Source organism: Roseobacter sp. MED193, from assembly GCF_000152965.1.
Taxonomy (GTDB): domain Bacteria; phylum Pseudomonadota; class Alphaproteobacteria; order Rhodobacterales; family Rhodobacteraceae; genus Pseudophaeobacter.
The window spans coordinates 3,070,347-3,093,625 of sequence record NZ_CH902583.1; the positions used below are offsets into that span (position 1 = coordinate 3,070,347).

A 23,279-nucleotide genomic window follows, 5' to 3' on the forward strand; every position below is an offset into this window, starting at 1 on the left:
GGCGCTGATCGGGCGCATAACCGGGGCTTTAGAGGCTCATTTGGGGCAAGACGCTGTAGCCCAACTGAGCGTCTTAAGGCGGGGCTTAGTATTGGCAATCCAAAACAGCTGCACTGAACCCCATGTGTTCAATTGCGAATATCATTTCTTGTCGCTACCGTATGGCTGCCTTTGTCTGGAGCCTATCAGTTATGATCCACCGGTTTTTTCTGTTTTTACGTTTGTGCCTCTTCTTGCTTTGTGCCGCTCTTGTGGTGCCCAACCAGGGGCGGGCACAAGATACCGCCGAAGAGCAGAGCGATCCGGTCGCCCGCGCGGTGGAACTGGCAGCCGAAAGCGGCCTGGGTGTGATCATTGTTGATGCCAGCGGTGCTGTTACCTCAGATGCGACTGCGCCTGCCAAGACGGAAGCCTCCCCGATGGATGGCCATTCGTCGCTGATGAAGGCGCAGTCGGAGTTTCAGTCCTTTCGCCAGGAACTGAAAAGCCGATTGGAAGCTCTGCCTTATTCGATTTTTGAGATGAAATACATCCTGCGCCAGACCAGCCCGGATGGACGTATCATGACTTATGTCGAAGTCCTAGGCTGGAGCCTGTTATTTTTGCTGATTGGTCGTTGGCTTACGGTCGAAATCTACGGAAAGCGGATCGCCAAGCGCTACGTGGTGGCGCGGATCAAGGCCGAGCCAGAAGGCTATTACGAGAAAATGCCCTTTTTGGTCTACCGCTTTTTTATGGGTGTTCTCGGCACCGTTTTCTCGATGGTTTTTGCCCTGTCGATTTCCTATGTGATCTTTGGTGCCTCGGGCGATAGCTCGGTCGAATTCACGGTAACGGCAATCTATACGGCATTTTTTGTCGCCAGTGTCGTTTCCGACCTGTGGCGAATGGTGCTGTCGCCCTATCTCAGCCAATATCGGATGCCGGTATTTTCAGATAGTGATGCAAAACGGCTCTATCTCTTTGCTTCCCTGCTGGCGACCTATGACATTTTCTCGCTTATCTTCGCGACATGGGTTGGCGATTTTGGACTGAACTACAATGTTTTCGCCTTGGTTTACGGGTTCTTAGCTTTGCTTGGAGCGCTGGGCGGTTTGACCTTGATTGGCTTTAACGCGAGGGCCATCTCAAACGCGATCCGGGCTGGACGCAGTAAGGAAGACTGTTCCTGGTTGCTGCGGTTTTTGTCGATTGCCTGGGCGCCTGCGATGGTGGTCTATATCGTCTTTGGCTGGTTGAACCTGGTGTTCGATCTGGTGTTGGAACGGGAGATGTCGGTGCCCCTGATGGCCGGAACCTATTTGGTTCTGACGTCTATTCTGGTCGTGTACGGCGTTATTAACTACGGCATCGAAGCCTATAGCTACCGCCGCCGCGCACCAGAGGTGCTTGACCCCTTGCCTGAGCTGGAAGGTGGAGAAGATGGCGCATCCACTGAGATTTCTGAAGATGAGATCAAGGCCATGTCCCAGAACCGGGGCTATAAACTCTCCAGTTATGAGGATTTGGCACGTCGTGTGGCAGGGATCTTGGCCTTCCTGGTAGGTGCCTATGCGCTGGTCATGGTTTGGAACCCAGAAGCAAAATGGATGACGACTACGATCGCGGAACGCGCTTTTGATGTCATTGTTATCTTGTTTATCGGCTATATCATCTACCATACCTCGCGGATTTGGATCGACAGTAAGATTGACGAAGAAGTTGGGGATGTCCAAGAGGCGGAACTTGGGGATGAGGGCGGCCACGGCGGCGCCAGTCGTCTTGCAACCCTGCTGCCCTTGTTTCGAGGTGTCATCCTCGCCGTGGTTGTGGTTTCGATTGTTCTCATCGTGTTGTTGGAATTGGGGGTCAACGTCAGCCCGTTGTTTGCCGGTGCTGGTGTGGTTGGCCTTGCGGTTGGCTTTGGCTCGCAAACCCTGGTGCGCGATATCTTCTCAGGCGCTTTCTTTTTGGTAGATGATGCGTTTCGCAAAGGTGAGTATATCGACATTGGGGACGTCAAGGGCACGGTTGAAAAGATCTCGGTGCGCTCCTTCCAGCTGCGCCACCACCTCGGTGCGCTGCACACCATTCCCTTTGGGGAAATCAAGGTGTTGACAAACTATTCGCGCGATTGGGTGATGATGAAGCTGCCACTGCGGGTGACCTATGACACCGATGTCGACAAGGTCCGCAAGATGATCAAGAAACTTGGGCAGGAACTGCTGAGCGATCCGGTGATTGGTGACAGCTTCATGCAGCCTCTGAAATCGCAGGGGGTGATTGAAATGCAGGATTCTGCGATGATCATCCGGGTTAAGTTTATGACCAAACCTGGCGACCAGTGGCTGGTGCGCAAACGGGTTTATCAGGACATCCGCGAGCTGTTTGCCCGTGAAGGCATCAAGTTTGCTCATCGGGAGGTTACTGTGCGACTTGCGGAAGATCAGGTGGAAGATTTGCCACAGCAAAAGAAAGAGGCCCTGGCAGGGGCAGTGCAGGCGGCAATTGATGAAGATCTGCTCGACGTCAATGAAGGTGGTAGCGGTGACGATCGATAGGACTGGGAACGCGGCGTTGCCATAAGCAATAAAACGGGGGGCTCCCGCCCCCAATTCAATCCGCTGGCGCGCCTTGTTTGGCGTTGGGCCGGGCGCCGGGCCTGCGGCCCGGCGAGAGCGGGAGGAGAAGTGGAGGCTTCGTTGAAGGGGCAGAGAGTTTTGCGTCGCTGACCCTAGCTGGCTGACCAGTGGGGGGGCGCGCTGCCGCAGGCCTGAGCTGGGCTATCCCATTGCATTTGAGTGGTCCCGATCTCCAGAGCAGGGCGCAGCCGCAAAGCGGGGCCCCAACTGCTGTTCTCGATATAAGATCTATAGTCTTCTGGCCGGGCGCCCTCAATCTTTTGCCCCGAGAGCTGCCGTGGCATCTGCGCCAGTTGCTCTGCCATGCGGGCGAGGGACAGCCGGGCACTGGCGGCGCGTTGACTTGTGGCTGCGGAAGTCAGAGCGTTGAGTACAGCGGCAGCCATCATATAGCCGGTGGCATGATCCAGCGCCTGCACGGGGAGCGGGGTCGGTTTACCAACCCCGGCCCATTTTGCGCCTGTATCCGCGATCCCCGCGCTCATCTGTACCAGACTGTCAAAGCCGCGGCGCTTGGCCCAGGGGCCGGTCCACCCATAGGCATTGAGGCAGACCTCGACCCGGTTGGGGGCAATTTGTGTGCGTTGGGGACGGCTGAGGCCAAGCCCGTCCAAAGCGCCAGGGCGATAGCCGTGCACCAAGACATCTGCCTGAGACAGGAGTTCTTTGAAGCGTTGCAGATCACCCCTGTTTCGCAGGTCGAGACTGGCCATGGATTTACCCAAGGAAATGTCCTGAATCACGCCGGGCTCGTCCCAGCCTGGGGGATCAATGCGCAGGACCTCTGCGCCAAAACCGGCGAGGGTACGGGTGGCGATGGGCCCCGCCAGAACCCGGGTCAGATCAAGCACCCGCAGTCCGGCCAAAGGTCGCGCAGGCGTTGCTTTTGGGCGGTGACGCAGCGAAACGGGACGAGGGGCCACCCAGTTCACCAACGGCTCCTCTGCTACGGCCTGGCCCTGTGGGTGGGCCAGCCATTGGGTACGGCTACGCATAAAGGCTGCGACACCGCCGTGCTCTACCACGGCGCTTTCCAGCTGTTGTCCCTCCCAGGTCTCGACGGCAGCGCGCACCGCTGTGGGGTCTTCGGCGCAGCCCAGCACCGACAGAGCTGCTGCTCGATGGTGGGGCAGGTTGGTGTGGAGGCGGATCCAGCCGTCCTTGCATCGGTAATTGCCAGCAATCGGGTCCCATAGGCTGGGCAACTCCCAGCCCTGAGCGGCAAAACTGTAGCTAAACCAAAGCGAGGCCAGACGCTGGTCCACCTGCACTGGCAGAACGTCGCGGCTGAGCCCCATTGCCTGCATCAAGAGCGCCAATTGCTGACCCACGGCGGCAAAGCTGGCATTGGCCAGCTCGCTTACCGCGAATGCGCTATCATAGTGCCCTGTGCCATTCGTCTGGTAACTCTGCGGGGCGGGCAGCTCCCGCAACAGGGTTTTTGATGAGAGCAGAGGGGTCATTGTTGATACGGGTCCAAACTGTCGCGCAACCCGTCGCCAAAGAAATTGAAGGCGAGCACGATAACGACAATTGGCAACATGGGAATGGCGGTCCAGGGGTAGATCTCGATTGAGGCAAGGTTTTGCGCGTCGTTGAGCATCACCCCCCAACTCACCGCTGGTGCCCGTAGGCCTAGTCCGAGGAAGGACAGGGCGGTTTCGCCCAGGATCATCGCCGGGATCGACAGGGTGGCCGAGGCAATGAGATGCGACATGAAGTTGGGGATCAGGTGCTTGCGGATGACCCGACCCGAGGAGGCGCCCATCATTTCGGCGGCGCGCACGTATTCCTCTTCGCGCAGTGACAGGAACTTGGCCCGTACTGATCGCGCCAGTCCCGGCCAGTCGAGGATGCCAAGTATCACCGAAATGATGAAGAACACCGCCACCGGCGACCAGTTTGAGGGCACCGCTGCCGACAGAGCCAGCCAGAGTGGCAGCTCTGGCAGGGAGCGCAAAACCTCGATCACCCGGTTAATTACCCAGTCGATCCGTCCCCCAAAATAGCCCGCAACCGAGCCAAAGAAGATACCAAGCACGAAGGAAACCGAGATGCCGATCAGGCCAACCGTGAGCGACAACTGTGCCCCGTAGAGAATACGGCTAAAGATATCGCGCCCCAATCGGTCAGAGCCCCAAAGAAACAACGTCGCCCCCTCTGGGGCGCAGAAGAGATGGGTATTCGACGGGATCAGCCCGGCGATGTTGTAGCCCTTGCCTTCACAAAAGAACTCTAGTTTCATCGGGGTATTATAGTCGGGTTCAAACACCCACTGGAAGGTCTCCAGATCCGCCTCGGAGGTCATTGGATAGATGAAGGGGCCAAGGAACTCGCCCTCGTGAAACAGATTGATCGACTGCGGTGGCGAATAGAGATGCTCGCTCATGCGCTGGTTCGGGCCATAAGGCGCAATAAAGCCCACAACCGGAAGCAGGAGATAGCAAATCAGCAGGAAGGCCCCCGAGATTAGCCCCAGCCTATGGGTCTTGAACTTGCGCCAGATCAGCACCCAATTGGGGGCATCCAGATCCTTGCGCTCTAGTTCCAGCAGCGAAGCCTGCGGGTCATAGGGCGCGTCGTCAACAAAGCGTCCGTCAGGGAGTTGGGTCATGCGTCACGCCCCTCGTAGCGAATGCGGGGATCCAGCAGGACCAGCAGCACGTCTGAAATCATCGTTCCAATCAATGTCAGCAGAGCGACAAACATCAAGACAAAGCCGGAGAGGAACATATCTTGGGTCTTGAGCGCGGTGAGAAGCGTCGGGCCGATGGTCTGCAGGCCCAAAACCACGGAAACCAGCACCGAGCCGGATATCATTGCAGGCAATAGGTTGCCGATATCGGCGACAAAGGGGTTGAAGGCCACCCGCAGGGGGTATTTTGCCAGCATCCGGGACGGCGACATGCCCTTTGCGATGGCCGTTTCCACATATGGCTTTCCCAGCTCATCCAGCATATTGGCGCGCAGCCGTTGCATCATTGCCGAGGCCCCGGATGTGCCAATGACAAATGTTGGCACTATGAGGTGGATGAGAATGGATTTGACCTTCTCCCAGCCCATCGGCTCGCCCTCAAAAGCCGGGTCCATCAACCCGCCGATAGGGAGGTTGAACCAACGGTGCCCATAGTAGAACAGGATCAGCGCCAAAAGGAAGTTCGGCGTGGCGAGGCCGAGGTAACCAACAAAGGCAGATGTATAATCTACCCAACTGCGGGCCCGCGCAGCGGCCAGAACACCAAGGGGCAGGGCGACGACATAGACAAACAGAACGGCCGCCAGATTGACCAGAACGGTGAGCCACAGGCTGTCGCCCACAATTTCTGCCACCGGGCGGTCGAATTCAAAGGACCAGCCAAAATTCCCCTGCACCAGACCTGAAAACCCATGTGGGCCTGGCATGAAACCGACCCAGATTAAATACTGCTGCCACAGGGGTTTATCCAATGCATATTCGCTGCGCAGGAATTCTGCCTTGGCGACCCCTGCGGATTGGCCGCTGGCGCGCAGCTCTGCGATCTGATTGGAGAGATAGTCGCCGGGGGGCAAGTTGATGATGACAAAGACCAGGATGGAAACCACCCAGAGCGTCAGCAACATGGTGCCAAACCGGTAAAAGGCGTAGCGTAGAATCTCCATCAGCCTTCACCGTCCTGAAAGTAAAATTCATCCGGACGATAGATGCCAAAATGAGCCCCGGGCTCCCAGGCCCAGATGGCATTTTTCGGCACATTAAGCAGGCGGTTCGAAACCACCACCGGCTGCGGCGCAGCGGCGACGATACCGATGCCATAGACCTGATCCGAATGGATCCAGAGCATTTCATGCCAGATTTCGGCGCGCTTTTCGTCGTTTGTGGCGGTTTCCCAGTCATGCAGCAGTTCCATCAGGCGCCGGGCTGGCTCCATGTCCGGTTCTTCACCAGCGGTGCCACCTGTTTGGTGAAACTGACCCCATTTGGGCCAGGCCAGAAATACTTGATCGGTTGGCGCAAGATAGGCCGGAGAGGTATGCTTTTGGGGCAGGCCGTTATCCCAACCATACCAGACTGAGGCCATTGTAGTGCCCGAAAACACCCGGTTGCGCAGGATGTCTCGATCCAAGGGGCGCATGATCAGTTTGACGCCGATATCGTTCCAGTCGTCGGTGATGATCTGTAAGGCATTTTCAACTTCCTGACGTTCACCTGCGGTCTCAATGACGAGCTCCATGCGGCGTCCATCGGGCAGGTGGCGGATGCCATAACCGTCCTTTTCGGTGAGCCCGGCTTGGTCCAGCAGCTCATTGGCCAGATCGGGATCAAACGTGGCCCATGCGTTGCGAAATTCTGGTTTGAAGAAAGGACTTTGCTCCAGAACCGACATGGCACCGGGTTTGGCCAGTTTGAAATAGAGCGCCCGATTAATGGCTGCCCGGTTGATTGCCAGCGAAAGCGCACGCCGTACCCGGACATCGCGAAGTGTTTTGCGCCAAACCGGGTCAGCAGTATTCAGGTTTGGATATATGGCAATCTGCGAGGCAGCCCCGGTTCCCCAGAGATAGGTTTTGTAAGTGCCACCGTCATTTTCGCCCTTACGCAGTATCGGGATGTCGCGGAATCCAAGGCCACGGGCTTGCAGGTCAGCCTGCCCAGCATTGGACTTGGCTGCGACCAGACCGCCAGCGACAATTTCCATTTCGACGGTGTCGATATAGGGCAATTGCACGCCCCGGCTATCGACACGATGGTAATAGGGATTGCGCACAAACTGGTGGCGGATGCGTTTGCCTGCGGTTGCATTGATCCAGGGCTGCAGAGTCGGCAGCTCGTGATTGTCGAACTTGTACATATTGTCGTATTTGTTGTGCAGGGCGGCCCAGCTTTTGACGCGCGCGTAGTCCACCTCTTCGGCCAAGACCTCGGGATCGGCATAGTCCGCATGGAACTGTTTCAAATAGGCTGAGGGGCGATAGATGAAGGGTGGGCGCGCCTGTGCCAGGTTTTGCAAGAACTGCGGATGGGGCGTCTCCCATTCAAACACGACGGTGGTTTCATCGGGGAAACTTACCTGTGGAAGACTACCCTCTGAATATAGAAAATCCGGAGGTCCAGCAGGGCTCAGCAATGGGTTGTTGGCGATGTCTTTCCACCAGTATTCAAAATCAGCCGAGGTGAAGGGATCGCCACTGGACCAGCGATGGCCGGGGCGCAGCCGCAGGGTGAAGCGTTTGTTGCCCTCGTTTTCGTAATCCAACAGAATGTCAGGCTGCAATTGATAGTCTTGGGTGTATCCAACCAAACGGGCATAGCCATAGACAACCATCTGCCGGATGTCCTTTGATCGGGTCACCATGGTGTTGAGCGTTCCGCCTTGTTGGCCGAATTGACGTCCCTTGGAGGCGAGATCAACGACCAAAGGGGTATGCGGCAGGCGCTCAGAGATGGGGGGCAGATTGCCTGCTTCGACCTCTGCATGCCAAAATCCGCTTTCGACGAAGCTTGGGCCGGTCATGCCAGGTGTCGGCAAGAGGAAGGCGGTAGCGGTCAGGACAGCTGTGATCCGCGCCAGCGCAGGTTTTAGGGTATTAAACATGGCAGCGTACCTTGTGTCCGGGCTCGAGCGGCACCAGAGGCGGCGCCTCAAAGCCAGAGAACCTGAAGTGTTCAGGCCAGTCTTCGGGGCGGCCAGCGCCCTGCGCCACCAGTTGAAGGTTGATGGGGCGGTGAATGTCGGGCTCTGGCTGGGCCGCAATCAGGGCCTTAGTGTAGGGATGCTGGGGGTTGTGAAACAGGGTTTCCGGACTTGCCTGCTCTACCACCAACCCGCGCCGCATCACAGCAACCTCGTCAGCAATGCGCGCCACCACTGCAAGGTCGTGACTGATAAAGAGGTAGGAGAGTTGTTTTTGATCTCGGATTTCTTCCAACAGCCGCAGAATTTGCTCCTGTACTGAGACATCCAGCGCTGAGGTGGGTTCATCACAGACCAGCAGGGATGGGTTCAGCATCAGCGCGCGGGCAATCGACAGGCGCTGGCGTTGGCCCCCAGAGAAAGCATGGGGGTAGCGCATCAGCATATCCTGTCCCAAGCCAACCATTTGCAGCATGGCGCCAGCCTTTTCCCGCCGTTCAGCCCGGTCGCCAATGCCGTGGATCTCTAGCGGTTCGATCATTGTGTCCAAAATGCGCATCCGCGGACTGAGCGAGGAATAGGGATCTTGGAACACCATCTGTGCTTCGCGCTGAAATGCGGTGCGGGCGATACGATCCATCTTATGGACTTCAATCGGGTCGGCGCCGGCTTTGGCGCGAAACAGCACCTCGCCGCCCTCATCCGGGGGCTCCGCGCCCAGTGCAATCCGTGCCGCTGTGGTCTTACCTGAGCCGCTTTCGCCCACAATCGCCAGGGTCTTGCCCCGTGGCAGATGTAGATCAACGCCTCGGCAGGCATAGATCAGGCTTGGCGCCTTCCAGCCTTTTCCGGCGCGCATGCTGTAGGTTTTGGAGACGCCATTTAGCTCAAGAATAAGGTCTTGCTGTGCGGGCACGCCGGTCGGAATTGCAGCAGCCGGAATTTTGGGCGCTGCATCGATCAGCGCCTTTGTATAGGGGTGGGCTGGGGCTGAAAGCAGCGGCTCGGCAGCCCCGGCCTCCATCACGCGGCCCTTGTGCATGACGACCACCTGCTCGGCCATATTAGCGACCACGCCCAGATCATGGGTCACAAGGATCATCGCCATGCCGGTGTCGCGTTGAAGCTCTTTCATCAGCCCCAAGACCTGCGCCTGGGTGGTGACGTCCAGGGCAGTGGTTGGCTCATCTGCGATCAGGAGCTTTGGCTTTGCCACCATTGCCATGGCAATCATCGCGCGCTGGCGCATCCCGCCGGAAAGCTCAAACGGATAAGAGCTATAGGTACGCTCTGGATCGGGAAAGCCGACGCGCTCAAAACAGGCCAGCACCTCTTTCTTGGCCTCAGCCTCGCTCTTACGGCCATGCAGCCAAAGCACCTCGGCCACCTGATTGCCTATACGGTGCAACGGTGAAAGGGAGCGCATTGGTTCCTGAAAGATCATGGCAATCTGGTTGCCACGCAAATCACGCATGTCACGTTCAGGGAGATGGACCAGCTCTTTCGATCCCAGGCGATCGTCGAACTGAATACTGCCGGTTCGGATTTGCGCCGCTTTGGGCAGAATGCGCAAGACAGCGCGACAGGTCACGGTCTTGCCGGACCCGCTTTCACCAACCAGCGCCAGTGTTTCTCCAGCGGCGACATCAAAACTGACATCGCGTACAACAGAGTCATCCTTGCCAAAGCCGATGCTGAGGTCTTTTACCGAGAGCAGAGGCGCCATTCAGCGCCGCTCCGGTTGATGTCGTGGTCCGGTCATAATGTCCCGTCTTTCCCTGGTCTTTTTTGCCCACACCTTCGCGCGGGGCCTGTCCTCTAGTCAAACCCCATTTGTCCCGGCGGGGTCCAGCCGCAGGAAAAATGATAAAACGGCACTGCGGCGCCACAATTTACCCCCGGTAATCCGCTGATAGACGGCAAAGACTACACATTTGTTTCAGGATCTGACAAAGCAGAGCAAGAGACCGGCGCCTTGGCTGAGTGCCACCGCCAGTTATTTTGCAGGCATGCCAAAGGAGACCTGACTTGATCACGCGATTGGACCTTTTTATCGACCGAATGGTGTCGCAGCGCGCCTGTCTGGATTTTGGGATCGCTCAGACTGCCGAGATGTCCGGGCCGGTGTTCGAGCTGGGGCTGGGAAATGGCCGCACCTACCATCACATGAAGCATAATATCAAAGATCGTGATCTCTATGTCTTTGAACGTGCTGTGGCTTCGCATCCTGATAGCACGCCACCAGAGGAACTAACGATCCTGGGGGATGTGCGTGAAACCCTGCCTGCGGCGCTGACCCGTTTTGGCGCCACCGCCAGCCTGATCCATGCCGATCTGGGTGGCCATAACCGCGCCAAGAATGACGCCTTCGCGCGGCTTATCTCACCGCTGGTCGAACCCCTGTTGGCGGTTGGCGGGCTGATGGTCTCCTCTGACCGGATGTATTTTGACAGGCTGACCGAAATGCCGCTGCCGCCCCAAGCGGTTGAAGGGCGCTGCTTTATCTATCGTCGCGATAGCTAGGCGCAGAATTGGCTTTGGGACGTTGGGTCACGCTGGCCCACCTCCTGCAATGCTCCCTAGTCTGGTTGCAGACGAAACCGGTGACCAGGGAGGCCAACCGATGATTTTTTATGATTGCTCCACCGCACCCAATCCACGTCGCGCGCGGATGTTTCTCGCGGAAAAGGGGCTGAGGCCAGAAAGCCATGATATCTCGATCGCCAAGGCTGAGCAGCTGAAGCCGGAGTTTCGCGCGGTGAATCCGCGTGCGACCATTCCGGTGCTGGTCACTGACGAAGGTAGCGTGTTGACCGAGAACCTTGGCATTGCGGCCTACCTAGAGGCACACACCCCGGAGCCAGCCCTGATGGGGCGTACGGCGGATGAAAAGGGGCTGGTCCTGATGTGGAATTCGATTGTCGAGCAGCAGGGCGGAATGCCCATTGCCGAGGCGCTGCGCAACACCCACCCGGCCTTTGAAAACCGGGCCATCCCCGGCCCTGACAACTACGCACAGTTGCCACAACTGGCCGAACGCGGGTTGGCGCGCACGCAGGCCTTTTTTGCATTGCTGGAAGAACGCCTGAGTGAAAGCCCCTATCTCGCCGGCGAGGAATTCACCCTGGCTGATATCTCCGCCTTTGTATTTGTGGAATTTGCTCGTGTTATCAAGCAGCGTATCCCCGAAGAGAACACAGCGACCCTAGCCTGGTATAAAGCGATCAAAGCGCGTCCCAGCGCCCAGCTCTAGCTGAAACCCCAGCTGACCTGCCTGCCGGCTGGACAAGTATCCGGCTGCGGCGCAGGATGGGACAGACCGCAGATTAGGACAAGAAGACTTTCATGCCATCCAAGCCGCTTTTGCACCGAGATAACCCCAGCGCCGAACCCCTGGTCGGGAACGTCAAAGTGACCCGGGACGACTGGCTCAACGTGGCCATGGATGTCCTGATCTCTGACGGGGTGGAGCAGGTCAAGGTGCTGGCTCTGGCGGAGCGGATGAATGTGTCGCGGTCATCGTTCTACTGGTACTTCAAATCTCGCCAAGATTTGCTGGATGCCCTGCTGACAACCTGGGAACAGACAAATACCGCCGCCATGGTGGAGCGCGCTGAGGCCCCGGCAGAGGCGATCACAGGCGCGGTGTTGAATGTGTTCCACTGCATTGCAAACCCGTCCCTGTTCAACACGGCGCTAGATTTTGCGGTGCGGGATTGGGCGCGACGGTCGGGCAAGGTGCGCAGCCTGTTAGACCGCTCGGACGCGCGTCGTGTTGAGGCCCTGACGCAGATGTTCATTCGATATGACTATGCCCCACTGGAAGCGATGACTCGGGCCAAGGTCTTGTATTACATGCAGCTGGGCTATGACATGGCTGACCCAAACGAAAGCTACGCACATCGATTGGAAATGACGCCGCAGTACCTCAAGGTCTTTACGGGGCAGGAGCCCAGCGAAGCAGAGTTGGCGGAATTTGCTGCGTTCACCCAGGAGCATTGGGATTTATCTCGCCTGTAAAAAATGGCCCCATCTGGGGCCATCTTGGTTCAGAGTTTTTTCAATAGTCGCTCAGCACTGGCGCGGTGCTTATGTGCGGCTTGCATCCGCACCGGGCCATAGCCGCGGATTTCCATCGGAGCCGCTAAGACCTGGAGGCACTCACGGTGTTTTTCACTGTTGTAGCTTGCCGCAACGCTGCGCAGGGCGGCCTCGTACCAGGCCAAAAGGCTGCGATGCAGACGGGCTTCTTCGTGATAGCCAAAGGGGTTGAACCGGCTGGGGCGTAGGAATTTGGCATGAGATAGAACAGAGAGAGCCGGGCGCAGCCAGGGTCCAAAACTCTTTTTAAGAGGGCGACCTCGGGCGTCTTTCTTGCGGCTCAGCAGGGGCGGCGCCATGTGGTAATTGATGCTGTAATCGCCTTCAAACTCCTGCGCGACCTGGTCCTTGAAGCCCGTGCCAGTCATCAGGCGGGCGACCTCAAATTCATCCTTATAGGCCATCAATTTGAATAAGGACCGCGCAGCGGCCTCGGTGAGCTCTTCTTTGGCGTGATCTGGCAGCAGGCTGCGAAAGGCTCCCAGTGTATCGGTGTAGCGCTGAGCATAGGCGGCATCCTGATAGCCGACCAAAAAGACCGCACGGCGCTCGATGATCTGGTCCAGGCTCTCTTCGACCTCATCGGTTTCGGTGTAGAACTGGGAGACCAGATCCGGGTCGGCGGCCATGGCGCGGCCGATGGTAAAGGCCAAGTGGTTCTTGTCGATGGCGACGCCGTTGAGCTCGATCGCCTGTTCCAGCGCCGCGTGGCTGACCGGAACCAGACCTTTTTGCCAGGCAAAGCCGAGCATCATCACATTGGCCAGAACCGCATCTCCCAGCAGGGTCTCGGCGGCCTCATTGGCGTTGAAGCCGCTGAGGTTTTCCGGACCAACGGCAGAGGCGATTTCCTGTTCGCGCAGCCCGGTCATCAGATCGGCATCGCGGCGCAGGACCAGATCTCCGGTGGGCATCTCGGCGCGGTTCAGCACGATACGGGTGCCCGCACGATAATGCGCCGAGGCCTTGGGGGCTGAACTCACCACCACGTCGCAGCCGATCACTGCATCCGCTGCGGCCTGGTCGATGCGTACTTGGTTGAGGCTGTCCGGGCTGGAAGACAGCCGGATGTAGCTGAGAACAGTGCCGAATTTCTGCGCAAAGCCGGTAAAGTCCAGCACGCTGGAGCCCTTGCCTTCGAGATGGGCCGCCATGGTGATCAGGGCGCCGACGGTAACAACGCCAGTGCCGCCCACCCCGGTGACCAACAGGTCAAACGGCTGCGCAAGAGATGGCAGATCGGGGGCAGGCAGCTTGGCGGCTAGTGCTGCGCGGTCCAGACCTGCGGGCAGTTTCTTGCGCCGCTGACCACCCTCAATGGTGACAAAGCTGGGGCAAAAGCCATTCAGGCAGGAGAAGTCTTTGTTGCAGCTAGAGAGGTTGATCTTGCGCTTGCGGCCAAAGGCGGTCTCTTTGGGCTCCACACTCAGACAGTTGCTTTCAATCGAGCAATCGCCACAGCCTTCGCAGACCAGATCGTTGATAAAGGCAAATTTTTTGGGATCTTCCATGGTGCCGCGCTTGCGGCGGCGGCGCTTTTCGGTCGCGCAGGTCTGCTCATAAATCAGACAGGATACACCTTTGACCTCGCGCAGCTCGCGCTGCACCTGATCCATCTCGGCCCGGTCATGGAATGTGGTGCCCGAAGGGAAATCGGTGCGATTGAATTTGTCGATATTGTCAGACACCAGGGCGATACGCTGCACCCCTTCGGCGCGGCAGGTCTGGGCGATGCCCAAAACGCTGACTGGGCCGTCCACCGGCTGGCCTCCGGTCATCGCGACTGCATCGTTATACAGGATCTTATAGGTGATATTGGTGCGCGCCGCGACGGCCTGGCGGATGGCGAGCGAGCCTGAATGATACCAGGTGCCTTCGCCAAGGTTCTGGAAGATGTGTTTGCCGCCATTATACTGTGAGGCCGCAGTCCAGGTGACGCCTTCACCGCCCATTTGGGCATAGCCCGAGGTCTCGCGATCCATCCAGCTGGCCATCACGTGGCAGCCGATACCGGATTTTGCCTCGCTGCCGGTAGGCAGTTTGGTCGAGCTGTTATGCGGGCAGCCCGAGCAGAAATAGGGCGTGCGATTTGCGCCGGGCACATTGATCAGCTTGGGTGGCGCAGCCAACAGCGCGGCGGCCCTGGCGGGCAGGTTTTCACCGGGGAAGAAACGGTCCAGACGTGCGGCCACAATCGGCGCCAGCATCAAGGGGCTGAGTTCGCCGGTCCAGGGGATCAGCGGTTCCCCGGCGCTATCGTATTTTCCAACCATTTTGTTGGGTTTGTCACCGGGCCAGTCGTAGAAATATTCTTTGAATTGGCTCTCAATGATGCCGCGTTTTTCCTCAACAACCAGCACTTCGTCTTTGCCGCGCATGAACCGCAGGGCTTCGGGGCGCGCGAGGGGCCAGACCATGCCGACCTTGTAGATGTCGATGCCCAGCCGACGACAGGTGCCCTCGTCCAGGCCAAGCAGGCGCAGAGCCTCCATCAGGTCCAGGTGGCCTTTCCCGGTGGTGACAAAGCCAAACTTGGCCTCTTCTACATCGTAGATGCGCCGGTCAATTGGGTTTGCCTCGGCAAAGGCGCGAACGGCTTTGATCTTGGCCCGGATGCGGGTCTCGATCTCGGGCGAGGGAAGATCGGCGCGGCGAATATGCAGACCGCCGGGATAGTCGGGCAGATCCGGGTAAGTGAAATCACGATCTGCCTGCAGTTCGACCGAGCGCGCACTTTCGACTGTCTCTGAGACCGCCTTGAATCCAACCCAGGTGCCCGAATAGCGCGACAGGGCAAAGCCATATTCGCCGTAAGTCAGGAATTCCGAAACATCTGCCGGGTTCAGCACTGGCATGAACCAGGACATAAAGGCGACGTCAGATTGATGCGGCATCGAGGAGCTGACGCAGCCGTGGTCATCACCTGCCACCACCAGCACACCGCCTTTGGCAGACGAGCCATAGGCGTTGCCGTGCTTCAAGGCGTCGCCCGAGCGGTCCACGCCCGGCCCTTTGCCATACCACATGGAAAACACGCCCTCGACCTCGCAATGGGGATCTAGGATCGCCTGCTGTGCGCCCAGAACGGCGGTGGCGCCGAGGTCTTCGTTGACGGCAGGCATAAATGTGACTCGGTTTTCTTCCATCCGTTGCCGCGAGCGCCAAAACTCGAGATCCACAGCGCCGAGTGGAGAGCCACGATAGCCAGAGACAAAGCCCGCTGTGTTCAGCCCGGCCAAACGATCGCGCCGGGCCTGGTCCAGCATCACCCGCGCCAAAGCCTGGGTGCCGGTGAGGAACACGCGACCCTGGGTTTGCTCGTAACGGTCCTCTAGTTTGTAGCTTCGAAACTCGTGGCTCAGCTCGGTCATTCTGTTGATCCTTGCGGGTGGCTTGGCTGGGATGCGCGGAGGGCACGCTCTTTAAACGTCAGGATATTGCGCATGGTGTGAAAAGATCTGCCTGAATTGCTGGTTTTTTCAGGTGAATTGGATATATTGACCATAGATAGGTGAAATCTGGATAAATTGTCTGACATGCAGCGAATTGACGACCGTGACCGACACATTTTGCGGCTCTTGCAGGAAGATTCTCGCATCTCAAATGCTGAGCTGGCTGAAAAGGTCGGGATGTCGCCGTCCGCGCTCTGGCGCCGCGTTCGTGCGCTAGAAGATACTGGCGTGATTGAGCGCTATGGTGCCGTTGTAAATGCGCCGGCCATGGGGCTGGGGTTCCAGGCCATTGTCCATGTGCAGCTTACGCGCCACGACCCAGACAAGCTGACTGAGTTCATTCGTGCGGTTGAGCTCAGCCCTTTGGTGCAGGAATGTTACGCCACCACCGGCCAATCCGACTACCAGTTGCGGGTCTTGGCGCCGGATTTGGAGGCCTATAATCGGTTTCTGGAGGAATTCCTGTTCCGATTGCCTGCGGTTGCCAGCGCGCAAACCAATGTGGTGTTGCGCACCATCAAGCGAGACCGTCCGGTGATTTCCTAGTTCCAAAGGAGGGCGATTGTGGACATAGGTGGGGGGAATGGCGGCCTTAGCAGGCGTAGCATTTCACCCAGGCTGCAGTCATGGCAAGATAGGTCAACTGATGCAGGCATTGGTCGGTGCCCATCGCGCGCCAAAAAGAGGCCTGTTGCGGGTTCAGTTCTTTCTTTTCCGAGTAATGTGCCTTGCCGTAGTCGATGTGGAAATGCACCACCCATTCCAGCAAGCAGATCAATAGGATAAATCCGACAGATGCGCCCATAAGAACAAAGACAACAACGGAAAACAGCGCATGAACACCAGCATGTTGGGCGCGCCCGGCATGCAGGTATTCGTCCCGGCCTGACAGCATTTTCGGGGTCTGCAAAAAGAAGTCGGCAAACAGATGTTTGACCTGCAACAGGCAGAGCAAAATCAATACGTATCCGACAAGTTCTGGCAAGGCATTCCCCTGTGCTATCAATGCTTCGAAACCATACGTGTTTTTCACCAACAGGCAAATACTGTGTAACAGAGGTGCCGTAACGGGACAGTGACCTACGTCACATGGGCGACATGTGTTCTGCCCATTGCCTGCCAGGGGCAAACCGCGCTAGGCATGGGGGAACTCTTTTTGCTGCAGCCAAAGTTGGAGCTCTCCCATAGAACCGTCCCTCTTCAGTTTTATTTGGAAATATTCCAAACGCGATCAAATTGTCCTGCTGGTGGTGACCGCCTGCCTTTTCCCGCTTTTGTATCTGACGCTGGAATTGCCCAAGCGCATTATCAATGATGCGATCGGCGCGCAAAGCGACCGCATAGAGTTGCTTGGCTACACGGTTGATAAGCTGAATTATCTCTGGATTCTCTGCGCGGGTTTCCTGATCGCGGTTCTTTTGCACGGGCTGCTGAAGATGCGTATCAATACCATGAAGGGTGTCCTGGCTGAACGCATGTTGCGGCGGTTCCGATATAAGCTGATCGCCCGCGTTCTGCGCTTTCCTCAGCCTTATTTTGAACGGGTGAGCCAGGGCGAATTGGTGTCCATGATAACCTCTGAGAGCGAACCTATGGGCGGGCTGATGGGGGACGCGGTCAGTCAACCCGTGTTGCAGGCTGGTCAGATGCTGACCATTTTGTTTTTCCTATTCACTCAAAGCCCCTGGTTCGGGCTGGCTGCAGTGGCGCTGATTCCTTTGCAGGGCTGGTTGATCCCTATGCTGCAACGGCAGATCAACCTGTTGAACAAAACCCGGATCCATCAGGTGCGGGCATTGGCCTCTGAGATCGGCGAAAGCGCGGCAGGGGCGGCCACCCTGCGCATAAATGGCGGCTGGCGCTACCGGATGGCAGTGATCACCGATCGTCTGGGGCGTCTCTATGACATCCGCTTCCAGATCTATCAGAAAAAATTCTTCATGAAGTTCCTCAACAACTTCATTACCAATCTGACCCCCTTTTTCTTCTATGCGGTTGGGGGCTATCTGGTGCTCGAAGGAGAGGTTTCGCTGGGGGCTTTGGTCGCGGCCCTGGCCGCCTATAAGGACCTGGCCTCGCCGTGGAAAGAGCTGCTGGCCTATTACAACCAGACCCAGGATATGGCGCTGCGCTGGGAAGTGATCCTTGAGCGGTTTGCGCCGCCGGGCATGGTGCGCGAGTCCCTGATGACTGGTGAGCCGGAGGAATTTGCGCGCCTCAAGGGCGATGTGGATCTCAGCTCTGTTAATGTTCGGGACGCTGATGGCAATCTGGTGCTGGAGGAGTTGAACGCCACCCTGCCGGCTGGGCAGGTCATTGGTATTGCGGCGCCCTCAGAGGAGGACAGGCGGGCAATTGCTGAATTGCTGACGCGTGAAGTTCTGCCTTCTGCCGGAAAGGTGACCATCGCTGGACAGGATCTGCGCGAATTGCATCAGGCAGTTTTAGCGTTGCGGGTCGGGCATGTGACCTCGCGTCCAGTCCTGTTCCAAGGCTCCTTTGGGGACAATGTGATGATGCCGATGCGCCATCGCCCTCGGGGGAATGCGCAAGATACGCGGCGCTTTCAGGCGGCGCAGCTGGCAGGGAACAGTGCGGATCCCTTTGATGCGCCCTGGTTGGACCCGGCCTTGGCAGGGTTTGCGAGTGAGCATGACTTGCGCGATTGGTGGGTGCAGCTCTTAGCGGGAATTGGCACGGACAGTGCTTTGTTTCGGCGGGGCATGGAGCAAATCTTTGATCCCAAACAGCACCCGCGCCTAGCGCAGCATCTGGTTGATTTACGCCCCAAGGTGCGCGCGGCTGTTGCCGAAGCTGAATTGTCGGGGCAGGTGCATGGACTTGCGCCAGATGCCTACAACCCAGCTCTGCCGGTGGCTGAAAACCTGCTCTACGCTACACTGCGTGCGCCGATTTCGGAGGAAATGCTGCGCGAACATGTGGATTTTCTAGATCGGTTGCGCGAATTGCGGCTGGTAGATGATCTCGTCACCCTGACCCAGGACGTCGTGGATATCCTGCGCCAGATTTTTGGCATGGACGGGACCGATCATCCCCTGTTTCGTAAGCTGGGGCTTGATGCGAAAGCCTATGAACGCGCTTCGGCCCTGGTCGACAAGACGCGCAGCCGGGGCACTGAGGTGCTGGAACATGACGAGTTGGCACAATTGATGATTGTGCCTTTCAGTATCTCGGCTGAACAGATTGGCCCTGCCTTTACAGATGAGATGAAGGCTCGGATCCTTGCATTCCGCAAAAGCCATTCGGAAGAGCTGTTTGGAACCCTGTCGGATGTCTTTGTGCGATTGGATGAAGCAGAGTTTGCCCCTGGCCTTACGGTTCTGGAAAACGCGCTATTTGGCAAAATTTTAGACAGCTCCGGGGCCCGAGGGGACGAGCTGCGGCGTCTGGTTTCGCAGGTTCTGGTGGAAAATGGCACCCGGGACATGGTGGTGGAACTCATCTTTGATCTGCCGATAGCCTTAGGGGGGCAGGGCTTGCCCTCTAGCTATGCGGAACCTCTGGCCTTTGCTCGCGCTACAATCAAGCGCCCGGATATCCTGCTGCTGGAAACGGCGTTTTCCAGCTATGATCTGGATACCCGTATCGCTGTTCATAAGAACCTGCGTCGCCTTTTGCCGGAAACGACGCTTGTCTATCTTGAGGCGAGTTTTGAACGAGTCGATGTCTTTGATGCGTTTTACGAATTGCGTAGAGGCAGATTGGTCAGTGATGACCCCAACCAGAAAGTCATTGAGGATAGTGCAGCCAGCCAGGATTTGGCGCGCAAGCTCCGCGCATTGGAACAAACCAAGCTGTTCTCTGGACTGAACCGTCGACAGTTGCGTCTACTGGCCTTTGGAGCGCGTTGGTATTCTGCAGAGGTTGGAGATGCGGTGTTCCGTAAGGACGATGTCGCCAGCGATGGTGTCTATATGATCATCGAAGGAGAGGCAGGGCTGTTCCTGCCTCAGGAGGGGCAGGAGGACCGTAAGATTACCTCGGTTGGGCCGGGCAATCTGGTGGGAGAACTGGGCCTAATCCGCAAAGAACCTCGTGCATTGAGCATGATCGCCGAGACCGAGCTAACCTGTCTGCGGATCGGTGAGGAGGAATTCTTGGCTGTGGTTGAAAACGACGCCAATACCGCCTTTAAGCTGCTGCAAGTGGTTGCCGGCTATGTTGGCAACTGAGCCGAAACTGACCCGCCTGTGAGGCGGGCTTCCCGTCCCCATATGCCTTTCTAAGCCTCAGCTGGGCTGCAGAACTGACGGTAGAGCAGGGCGATGAGCTCTTCGGTATTGCGGTCTTTAAGCGAGTAAAAAATGGTTTTTCCCTCACGCCGGGTTTGTACCAGGCCTTCGTCGCGCAGCCGTGCCAGCATTTGGCTGACTGCTGCCTGACGCATATCCAGCAGGTCCTCGAGGGCGCCAACGGATTTTTCCCCAGCTCCAAGATGACACAGAATCATCAATCGTCCCTCATGGGCCATGGTCTTTAGAAAACGGGCTGCTTCTGCGGCGCGTTCTGCCATATTGATGGGGGTTTCGGGATGCAAGCCAGCCTCTTCCACCTCGGCGGTGGTGTCGGGAGCAAGCGTGGTTTCTGGGGTCTGAAGGGTCACGTATCAAACATCCTGAGGTAACTGATGCGCGCATAATGCCCCAATTCCCAAGGGGAAGTCACCCCCTGCATTGCGTATAGTCTCTGGCTAGCTCTCAAGTGGCGGAGCGCCGCCGGCAAAGCTGTTACCATTCTTATAGTCACAGGGCTCTTCGCGCATATTGAGATGTAGATCCGTGCCGGTAAAGGGATGCGCGCGGGCAAGGGTTTCATCCACCTGAATGCCCAGGCCCGCCGTGTTGGGCACGGTGATGAACCCCTCTTCCACCCGGATACTGCCCTGTATCAACGCATCATGAAACGGGGTTTCGATGCATTCGGCCATCAGGATGTTGGGGATCGAAGCTGCAAGCTGGATATTGGCGGCCCATTCCACGGAGCCTGCATAAAGGTGCGGGGCCATCTGCGCATTAAACACCTCGGCCAGCGCAGCCACCTTCTTCATCTCCCAAATTCCACCTGCACGCCCCAGAGCGGGCTGGAGAATCTCAGCGGCTCCGTTGCGTAGAACTGTGGCGAATTCAGATTTTGTTGTCATCCGTTCCCCAGTCGCGACGGGGATGCGCACATTTTTGGCCACGCGGGCCATATCGTCGATATTGTCTGGCGGTGTGGGCTCTTCGAACCAGAGCGGCGCATAGGGTTCCAAAGCCTGTCCCAGGCGGATCGCGCCGCCGGTGTTAAACTGACCATGCGTACCGAAAAGAAGGTCTGCTTTGTCGCCCACGGCACCGCGAATGGCCTTGCAAAATTCTACCGAAAGCGAGATGTCGCGCATTGCAGGCATATGGCCGCCGCGCATTGTATATGGGCCCGCCGGATCGAATTTAACCGCCGTATAGCCCTGTCGCACCATCTCGGTCGCGGATTCGGCAGCCAGCTCTGGAGAGGTCCAGAACTCGTTGATGTCATGATGTGGCAATGGGTAAAGATAGGTATATGCACGGATGCGATCATTCATCCGCCCGCCAATCAGCGCATGCACCGGCCGGTCGCGATCTTTGCCGAGAATGTCCCAGCAGGCGATTTCCAGGCCCGAAAAGGCGCCCATCACTGTCAGGTCGGGGCGCTGTGTGAAGCCTGAGGAATAGGCGCGTCGGAACATCAACTCGATGTTTTCCGGGTTCTCTCCTTCCATATGGCGCTGAAACACATCCTGAATTACCGGCTTCATCGCCTCTGGGCCAATAGAGGACGCGTAGCATTCGCCCCAGCCGGTAATCCCGGTGTCAGTAGTCAGTTTGACCAGGATCCAATAGCGTCCGCCCCATCCAGGTGCGGGCGGGGCCGTGACGATGATCTCGAGATCTTGCAGTTTCATGGTGTCAGTTCCTGTCCCAGTCGTCGAGCAGTTTCATTTCTTTTTCGATCTCCGCAATCACTCCGGGAGCGCTGAAAAAATATAGATCTGGTGCGTCGATATCATCCATGAACACCTCAATCTCCAGCCGCATGGCGGCGCCGTCAAAGTCACCATCAACGCGCCAACGGCGGGTGTTCTCCACCGTCAGCTTCGGAATGGCCTCGGTAATTTCTGAGGTAAAATCCCGTGGCAGGGTAAAGCGTGGGTTTTCCGCCAGTCTGATCAAGAAGGGGCCAATCTCGGATTGGTCGAAATTCATCGAAGTTTCCGATGTGATGGGCGGTGCCACCGCAGGCTTGGGTTTGAACAAGCTGGTCAGAAATTGCAACACGGGCGCTCTCCGTTTTAGTCGGTCCGGTTGAACAGGATCACATTGCGCTTGGCACTTCCAGTCTTTGTATCGGCTATGGCCTCGTTGATTTGATCCAGGCTCCAGCGGCCTGAGATCAGCTCGTCCAGTTTCAAACGACCCTGCTCATAGAGATCGACCATCCAGGGGATATCGCGTTGAATCACCACATCCCCCATTTTGGAGCCAATCATGCCCTGACCAATGGCTGCCATGATCACCGGCTCATAGGTGGCCTTTTGACCGGAATGTGGCATGCCGATCATCACGACTTTGCCTCCATATCCCAGGTAGCGCAGCGCCTGTTCATAGGCCGGAATGGCGCCAACTGTGACCAAAACGACATCCGCGCCTTTGCCACCAAGCGCCTTGAACGCGGCTTTCCAGGGCGCTTTCAAGGTGCCAAGCACCCCATCAGTGGCACCAAACTCTTTGGCGATCTCCAGCTTTTCTTCATTCATGTCGACGGCAACAATACGGCGGGCGCCGGCTATACGCGCGCCCTGTATAGCGTTTAGCCCCACGCCGCCCGCGCCGATAACCACAACATCTTGCCCGGCGCGTAGCTGGGCCGCATTCACAGCAGCCCCTACGCCCGTGATGACACCACAGGAAATGAGCGCAGCGGCCTCTTTGCTTAGGCTTTTAGGAATTTTGACGATTTGGCGCTGATCAACGACGACCTTTTCGGCAAAGGCTCCACAGGCCATCGCCTGCATCAAGGGGCCGCCCTCCGCTGTTTTCAGCGGTCCGTTGTTGATGCCGTCATAGGGGGTTTGACAGATGGTGGGTTTGCCACCGGCACAACTGGGGCAACTGCCACAGGAGCGGATCAGGGTGACAACAACGCTATCTCCCTCGGAAAAACCGAAAACGCCATCGCCAACTCCTGTAATTACCCCGGCGGCTTCATGCCCATAGACGGCAGGCAACGGCCCGCCCCAGGCGCCTTCGGCAAAGGAGATGTCGCTATGACAGATGGCGACCGCATCCAGAGTGACCTCCACCTCGCCCATACGCGGGGGCGCCAAGTGAATGTCTTCGATAACCAGGGGGGCACCATAGCTGTGGCAGACGGCGGCTTTGATGGTTTTCATGGCGATCTCTCAGCTGTTTGACGCAGGTTGGCCCGCAGACCTGCATGTCACAAGACGGAAA

At 57.6% G+C, this 23,279-nt stretch carries 17 protein-coding genes; 6 read left to right on the forward strand and 11 right to left on the reverse strand.

From position 1 onward, the window contains the following. Positions 1-191: 191 nt before the first annotated feature. Positions 192-2,540 (forward strand): mechanosensitive ion channel family protein, encoded by a 2,349-nt coding sequence (locus MED193_RS17185; RefSeq protein ID WP_039966331.1) that lies wholly within the window; start codon positions 192-194, stop codon positions 2,538-2,540. Between the two features lie 173 nt (positions 2,541-2,713). On the opposite strand, the gene MED193_RS17190 is transcribed toward MED193_RS17185, so the two are convergent. The 5 genes from MED193_RS17190 to MED193_RS17210 all read right to left on the reverse strand — a co-directional run bounded on the left by MED193_RS17190 (position 2,714) and on the right by MED193_RS17210 (position 9,959). Next, a complete protein-coding gene (locus MED193_RS17190) occupies positions 2,714-4,084 on the reverse strand; it encodes a CoA transferase (protein WP_009811029.1) in 1,371 nt (456 codons plus the stop codon). Continuing rightward, entirely contained in the window at positions 4,081-5,235 is a 1,155-nt protein-coding gene (locus tag MED193_RS17195) for an ABC transporter permease (RefSeq protein WP_009811030.1), read from the reverse strand. Before MED193_RS17195 ends, MED193_RS17190 begins: the two co-directional genes overlap by 4 nt. After that, positions 5,232-6,260, reverse strand: coding sequence for an ABC transporter permease (locus tag MED193_RS17200; protein WP_009811031.1), 1,029 nt, complete (start codon positions 6,258-6,260; stop codon positions 5,232-5,234). Before MED193_RS17200 ends, MED193_RS17195 begins: the two co-directional genes overlap by 4 nt. Next, positions 6,260-8,113: an ABC transporter substrate-binding protein gene (locus MED193_RS17205; protein WP_254655505.1), complete on the reverse strand. Its 1,854-nt coding sequence runs from the start codon at positions 8,111-8,113 to the stop codon at positions 6,260-6,262. Before MED193_RS17205 ends, MED193_RS17200 begins: the two co-directional genes overlap by 1 nt. Positions 8,114-8,186: 73 nt before the next feature. Beyond that, on the reverse strand, positions 8,187-9,959 hold the full coding sequence (locus MED193_RS17210) for an ABC transporter ATP-binding protein (RefSeq protein ID WP_009811033.1): 1,773 nt from the start codon (positions 9,957-9,959) through the stop codon (positions 8,187-8,189). 305 nt (positions 9,960-10,264) lie between these two features. Here MED193_RS17210 and MED193_RS17215 point away from each other — a divergent pair, with 305 nt between their 5' ends. The 3 genes from MED193_RS17215 (at position 10,265) to MED193_RS17225 (ending at position 12,253) form a co-directional block, all read left to right on the forward strand. Continuing rightward, on the forward strand, positions 10,265-10,756 hold the full coding sequence (locus MED193_RS17215; protein ID WP_039966991.1) for a class I SAM-dependent methyltransferase: 492 nt from the start codon (positions 10,265-10,267) through the stop codon (positions 10,754-10,756). A 100-nt stretch (positions 10,757-10,856) separates the two neighbouring features. After that, complete coding sequence (locus MED193_RS17220; RefSeq protein ID WP_039966992.1) at positions 10,857-11,486, forward strand: glutathione S-transferase family protein; 630 nt, start codon at positions 10,857-10,859, stop codon at positions 11,484-11,486. Between the two features lie 92 nt (positions 11,487-11,578). Beyond that, positions 11,579-12,253, forward strand: coding sequence for a TetR/AcrR family transcriptional regulator (locus tag MED193_RS17225; protein ID WP_009811036.1), 675 nt, complete (start codon positions 11,579-11,581; stop codon positions 12,251-12,253). Positions 12,254-12,282: 29 nt separating this feature from the next. On the opposite strand, the gene MED193_RS17230 is transcribed toward MED193_RS17225, so the two are convergent. Further along, positions 12,283-15,705: an indolepyruvate ferredoxin oxidoreductase family protein gene (locus MED193_RS17230; RefSeq protein WP_009811037.1), complete on the reverse strand. Its 3,423-nt coding sequence runs from the start codon at positions 15,703-15,705 to the stop codon at positions 12,283-12,285. Between the two features lie 165 nt (positions 15,706-15,870). On the opposite strand from MED193_RS17230, the gene MED193_RS17235 reads away from it, so the two are divergent. Beyond that, the gene (locus MED193_RS17235) at positions 15,871-16,332 is read left to right on the forward strand and encodes an Lrp/AsnC family transcriptional regulator (protein ID WP_009811038.1); all 462 of its coding nucleotides are present in this window, start codon (positions 15,871-15,873) and stop codon (positions 16,330-16,332) included. 46 nt (positions 16,333-16,378) lie between these two features. Here the strand turns inward: MED193_RS17235 and MED193_RS17240 are convergent, their stop codons facing one another. Beyond that, positions 16,379-16,771 (reverse strand): DUF3307 domain-containing protein, encoded by a 393-nt coding sequence (locus MED193_RS17240; RefSeq protein WP_009811039.1) that lies wholly within the window; start codon positions 16,769-16,771, stop codon positions 16,379-16,381. A 250-nt stretch (positions 16,772-17,021) separates the two neighbouring features. Here MED193_RS17240 and MED193_RS17245 point away from each other — a divergent pair, with 250 nt between their 5' ends. After that, entirely contained in the window at positions 17,022-19,979 is a 2,958-nt protein-coding gene (locus MED193_RS17245) for an ABC transporter transmembrane domain-containing protein (RefSeq protein WP_039966334.1), read from the forward strand. A 50-nt stretch (positions 19,980-20,029) separates the two neighbouring features. On the opposite strand, the gene MED193_RS17250 is transcribed toward MED193_RS17245, so the two are convergent. From MED193_RS17250 to MED193_RS17265, 4 genes are all read right to left on the reverse strand, one after another. Then, complete coding sequence (locus tag MED193_RS17250; protein ID WP_050757642.1) at positions 20,030-20,320, reverse strand: metalloregulator ArsR/SmtB family transcription factor; 291 nt, start codon at positions 20,318-20,320, stop codon at positions 20,030-20,032. A gap of 177 nt (positions 20,321-20,497) precedes the next feature. Beyond that, a complete protein-coding gene (locus tag MED193_RS17255; RefSeq protein WP_009811042.1) occupies positions 20,498-21,730 on the reverse strand; it encodes a mandelate racemase/muconate lactonizing enzyme family protein in 1,233 nt (410 codons plus the stop codon). A gap of 4 nt (positions 21,731-21,734) precedes the next feature. Next, complete coding sequence (locus tag MED193_RS17260; protein ID WP_009811043.1) at positions 21,735-22,103, reverse strand: hypothetical protein; 369 nt, start codon at positions 22,101-22,103, stop codon at positions 21,735-21,737. A 14-nt stretch (positions 22,104-22,117) separates the two neighbouring features. Continuing rightward, a complete protein-coding gene (locus tag MED193_RS17265) occupies positions 22,118-23,218 on the reverse strand; it encodes a Zn-dependent alcohol dehydrogenase (RefSeq protein WP_009811044.1) in 1,101 nt (366 codons plus the stop codon). Positions 23,219-23,279 lie beyond the last annotated feature (61 nt).